Genomic DNA, 5,170 nt, shown 5'->3' with positions numbered 1-5,170 from the left:
AGTCCATGCACAATGCCGTCGAGCGGCTTGTGCAGGAGAAGGATTCGATCACCGGCGTGGTGATCGCCAGCGCGAAGAAGACCTTCTTCTCCGGCGGTGACCTCAAGGGCATGATGAAGGTCGGCCCGGAGAACGCTGCTGAGTCGTTCGCCGAGGTCGAGTTCATCAAGGCCGACCTGCGCACGCTGGAGACGCTCGGAGTGCCCGTCGTCGCGGCGATCAACGGCGCCGCCCTCGGCGGCGGGCTGGAGATCGCACTGGCGTGTCACCACCGCATCGCCGCCGACGTCAAGGGAGTCGTCATCGGCCTGCCGGAGGTCACCCTGGGTCTGCTGCCCGGTGGCGGCGGCGTCGCCCGCACGGTGCGGATGTTCGGCATTCAGAAGGCCTTCATGGAGATCCTGAGCCAGGGCACGCGTTTCAAGCCCGGCAAGGCCAAGGAAGTCGGCCTGGTCGACGAGTTGGTCGGCAGCGTCGATGAATTGGTGCCCGCCGCCAAGGCGTGGATAAAGGCCAACCCCGAGTCGCACACCCAGCCGTGGGACCAGAAGGGCTACAAGATGCCCGGCGGCACCCCGTCGCACCCGGCGCTCGCGGCCATCCTGCCGTCGTTCCCGGCGCTGCTGAAGAAGCAACTCAAGGGTGCGCCGATGCCGGCGCCGCGGGCGATCCTCGACGCCGCCGTCGAGGGTGCTCAGGTGGATTTCGACACCGCCACCCGCATCGAGAGCCGCTACTTCACCTCGTTGGTGACGGGTCAGACCGCAAAGAACATGATCCAGGCGTTCTTCCTGGACTTGCAGGCCATCAACGGTGGCGCATCGCGTCCCGACGGCATCGAGCCGGTCAAGATCAACAAGATCGGCGTCCTCGGCGCGGGCATGATGGGCGCCGGAATCGCCTACGTCTCGGCGAAGGCCGGGTATGAGGTTGTCCTCAAGGATGTTTCGCAGGAAGCTGCGGACAAGGGCAAGAACTACTCGGAGAAGCTGGAAGCCAAGGCGCTCGAGCGGGGCCGCACCACGAAGGAGAAGTCCGAGGCGCTGCTGGCCCGCATCACCCCGACTGCCGATCCGGCCGACCTCAAGGGCGTCGATTTCGTCGTCGAGGCCGTCTTCGAGAACCAGGAACTCAAGCACAAGGTGTTCCAGGAGATCGAGGACATCGTCGAGCCCAACGCGCTGCTCGGTTCCAACACCTCCACGCTGCCGATCACCGGCCTCGCATCCGGCGTGAAGCGCCAGGAGGACTTCATCGGCATCCACTTCTTCTCGCCGGTCGACAAGATGCCGCTGGTCGAGATCATCAAGGGCGAGAAGACCTCTGACGAGGCGCTGGCCCGGGTGTTCGACTACACGTTGGCCAGCGGCAAGACCCCGATCGTGGTCAACGACAGCCGTGGGTTCTTCACCAGCCGTGTCATCGGCACCTTCGTCAACGAGGCGCTGGCGATGCTGGGTGAAGGCGTGCCCGCGGCGAGCATCGAGCAGGCCGGTTCGCAGGCCGGCTACCCGGCGGCGCCGCTGCAGCTGTCCGACGAGCTCAACCTCGAGCTGATGCAGAAGATCGCGACCGAGACGCGCAAGGCCACCGAGGCCGCGGGCGGAACCTACGAGCCGCACCCGGCCGAAGGCGTCGTCAACAAGATGATCGAGATCGGCCGTCCGTCGCGCCTGAAGGGTGCGGGCTTCTACGAGTACGTCGACGGCAAGCGCGCCGGCCTGTGGGAGGGACTGGCTGACACCTTCGGGTCGGGCAAGGCAGACATCCCCTTGCAGGACATGATCGACCGGATGCTGTTCGCTGAGGCGCTCGAGACCCAGAAGTGCCTGGACGAGGGCGTTCTCACCTCGACCGCCGATGCGAACATCGGCTCGATCATGGGTATCGGCTACCCGCCCTACACCGGTGGTTCGGCGCAGTTCATCTTTGGCTACCAGGGAGCCGGCGGTGTCGGCAAGGAGGCCTTCGTCGCCCGCGCCAAGGAACTGGCGGCCAAGTACGGCGAACGGTTCACTCCGCCGTCGTCGCTGACCAGCTAGTCATCGCTCCGAATCCCCCGGAACCGCAATGGTTCCGGGGGATTCTGCGTTGTCGGGCAACGGCATGGTCTCGTACAGGCGGACCCCGTGGCCGGGGAATGGCCGCCTTCGGCCTCTAGAACGAGCCCATGTCCGATGACAGCCAGTGCTGCGGTTGCATGAAGATCGCGACGTTCGCGCCGAGGTTCTCGCGGGCGAACTGAAGGTAGCGTTCGGCGCCTTCGCCGCTGAGATAGCGGTGGGTCATCTCGACCAACTGCTCGTCGGTGCCGGGCTCGATCCGGCTCACCGCGCCGTCGACGGCGACGTAGCGGGCGGTGGGCTCGACGCGCTCGACCATCAGCGAGAAGAATCCCTTCTCCTCGATCTGCCGGGCCTTGCGGGAGTCGGCACCGGTGAGCAGCCACGGCTCGCCGCCGGGACTGTACTGGTACCAGACAGGCACGGTCAGGGGTCCGCGGGTGTCACCGGCGGACACCGACAGCGCCGCCACGTGCGGCTCGGCCAGGAACCGTTCGCGTTCGTCTTTCGATAGGGCCATGGCCTTAGGGTAGGCGCGGGGTCCGACGTTCCCGGGCCGCCGAGTCCTGAGGTGGGGTGACGCCGTGCGCCACCCCATGGGCCGTGTGGACACCGGCCAGTACGTCACGCAGAACGCAAAAAACATTGTGGCGAAACATCTTCCGGCGGCGTCTCTCGTACAACATGTCCTGATGCTGCCCGACTGACGTCCGTCGCAACAGTGGCCCTGAGGCCACTGTTCGTTAGGATAGTGCCATGCACACGGTCGCGATCCTCGCCTATGACGGCATGACCGGTTTCGAATCGGGATTGGCCGCCGAGATCTTCGGTATGTCAGAGCTGTCCCCGCTGTTCTCCGCGGGCATCGCCCATCCGTGGTACTCGGTGCGGTTGTGCGCCGAGACGCCCGAGGTGCGACTGCTCGGCGGCGCGACGGTGCACACCTCCTACGGACTGGAAGCGCTGGCCGATGCGGACACGGTGGTGATCCCGAGCGTGCGCGACATCGACGAACCGGTCTCCCCGGCGCTCGTCGAGGCGATCCGGGCGGCGGATCGTCGGGCGGCACGGCTGGTGTCGATCTGCTCGGGTGCGTTCGCGCTGGCCGCGGCGGGCGTCCTCGACGGCCGCGCGGCCACCACGCACTGGATCTATGCCGACGCCCTGCAGGCGCGCTATCCGGACATCACGATCGACCGCGCGCCTCTCTACGTCGACAACGGAAGGGTGCTGACCAGCGCCGGCTGCGCCGCCGGTCTGGATCTGTGTCTGCACATCGTGCGATCCGATCACGGGGTCAGCGTCGCCAACGACGTGGCGCGGCGTCTGGTGATCGCCCCTCATCGCGCGGGCGGTCAGGCCCAGTACATCGAGATGCCGGTACCCGAGGCCACGGACGACGGCCGGATCGCCGCGGGAATGGCCTGGGCCCTGGAGCATCTCGATGCGCCGATCACCCTGGACGAACTGGCCGCGCAGTGTGCGATGTCGCGGCGCAGTTTCCTTCGCCAGTTCGCCAAGGCCACCGGAACCACCCCGATCCGGTGGCTCATCGAGCAGCGCGTACAGGCGAGCCTGCCGCTGCTCGAGGCGTCCTCGCTCTCGATCGAACAGGTCGGCGCCCGCGTCGGTTTCGAGTCGCCGGTCACTTTTCGGTACCACTTCGTGCGACAGATGCAGACGACGCCGAGTGACTACCGGTCCTGCTTCGCCGGCCGCCCGGCACAGTGACGGGCGGCCTCGGCCTTCCACCCGGGCGGTGATCCGCGGGCCTAGAGTCGAGGTCATGCGCTTCGGACTGTTCATCCCGCAAGGCTGGCGACTCGATCTGGTCGGAATCGACCCCGGTGAGCAGTGGGGGGTGATGCGCGACCTGGCGTCCTACGCCGACGACGGCGGGATCTGGGACTCCCTGTGGGTGTACGACCACTTCCACACCGTTCCCATGCCGACCAAGGAGGCGACGCACGAGGCGTGGTCGCTGATGGCTGCCTACGCCGCGAGTACGTCGCGTATCAAGCTGGGGCAGATGTGTACCGCGATGAGTTACCGCAACCCGGTGTACCTGGCCAAGGTCGCCGCGACCTGCGACCTCATCTCCGGTGGTCGGGTTCAGATGGGCATCGGTGGCGGTTGGTATGAACACGAGTGGCGGGCATACGGATACGGGTTCCCCTCGGCCGGCGTGCGGCTGGCCCGCCTCGACGAGGGCGTGCAGATCATGGGAGACGCCTGGCGAGAGGGCGTCGTCAGTTTCGAGGGCAAGCACTATCAGGTGGACGGGGCCATCGTCGAGCCGAGACCTCTGCAGAAGGGCGGGATCCCGCTGTGGATCGCCGGTGGTGGTGAGAAAGTCACCCTGCGCATCGCGGCGAAGTACGCCCAGTACACCAATTTCACGTCGGAGCCGGAGGGCTTCGCCCACAAATCGCAGGTGCTCGCCGCCCATTGCCGTGACGTCGGCACTGACTTCGGGGCCATCGTTCGGTCGGCCAACATCAACGTCGTCGTGGGCTCGAGCGAGGCCGACGTCCAGGACCGTCTGGACGGAGTGCGATCGCGAATCCGGGCACTGACGGGCGACGCGGCCGCCGACGCGATGCTGAACTCGATGAGCTCGCCGGCGGCCGGCAGCGGTACCCCTGAGCAAATCATCGAAGCATTGCAGAAGCTTCGTGACCTCGGCTGTGACTACGTCATCTGCTACTTCCCGGAGGCCGCGTACGACCGCTCAGGTGTCGAAGCGTTCGAGAAAGAGATCATCCCCGCACTGAGCTGACGTCAGGGCGGTCGCGCGCTCGAGTGAGAGCTACTGCGTCGGGAACAGCGGCGGCGGAGGCGGCGACACCACCGGCACGTACGGCTTCGGCGCGTTGGGGTCGGGCGGCGGCGGCGGTGGCGGCACACCCCACTCGTATCCGGGCGGCATGGGGCCGTTGACGGGGTAGTAGCCGGGCGGCAGTGCCGGGGCGCCACCGCCACCCTCGGTCGGGGCCGCGGCCGTCTCCGAACCCGGCGCGTTGAGAGACGTGAAGCCGGGCGGCAGCGGCGGCGGCGGGCCGGCGCCCGGGGGCGGGGCGCCCGCCGGCGGCAGGTTCTGCATGGTG

General features: G+C 67.2%; 4 protein-coding genes and 1 pseudogene. 3 read left to right on the top strand and 2 right to left on the bottom strand.

Features of this window, described 5'->3' with window-relative positions; translation table 11 throughout:
- On the top strand, positions 1–2,042 hold a 2,042-nt coding region (locus MCHUDSM44219_RS24445; protein WP_048420870.1), incomplete at its 5' end, for a 3-hydroxyacyl-CoA dehydrogenase NAD-binding domain-containing protein.
- A gap of 115 nt (positions 2,043–2,157) precedes the next feature.
- Here MCHUDSM44219_RS24445 and MCHUDSM44219_RS24440 read toward each other — a convergent pair.
- The gene (locus MCHUDSM44219_RS24440) at positions 2,158–2,583 is read right to left on the bottom strand and encodes a pyridoxamine 5'-phosphate oxidase family protein (protein ID WP_048420869.1); all 426 of its coding nucleotides are present in this window, start codon (positions 2,581–2,583) and stop codon (positions 2,158–2,160) included.
- A gap of 236 nt (positions 2,584–2,819) precedes the next feature.
- Between MCHUDSM44219_RS24440 and MCHUDSM44219_RS24435 the strand changes: the two genes are divergently transcribed.
- Entirely contained in the window at positions 2,820–3,794 is a 975-nt protein-coding gene (locus MCHUDSM44219_RS24435; RefSeq protein ID WP_048420868.1) for a helix-turn-helix domain-containing protein, read from the top strand.
- A gap of 55 nt (positions 3,795–3,849) precedes the next feature.
- Complete coding sequence (locus MCHUDSM44219_RS24430) at positions 3,850–4,842, top strand: LLM class F420-dependent oxidoreductase (RefSeq protein ID WP_048420867.1); 993 nt, start codon at positions 3,850–3,852, stop codon at positions 4,840–4,842.
- Positions 4,843–4,872: 30 nt separating this feature from the next.
- Here the strand turns inward: MCHUDSM44219_RS24430 and MCHUDSM44219_RS24425 are convergent.
- Positions 4,873–5,170 (bottom strand): annotated as a pseudogene (locus MCHUDSM44219_RS24425) (hypothetical protein); the annotation flags it as partial.

Source organism: Mycolicibacterium chubuense (genome assembly GCF_001044255.1).
Classification (GTDB): domain Bacteria; phylum Actinomycetota; class Actinomycetes; order Mycobacteriales; family Mycobacteriaceae; genus Mycobacterium; species Mycobacterium chubuense.
The sequence above is the reverse complement of the archived record's forward strand: the minus strand, read 5'-3'. Positions and strand labels throughout refer to the sequence as shown.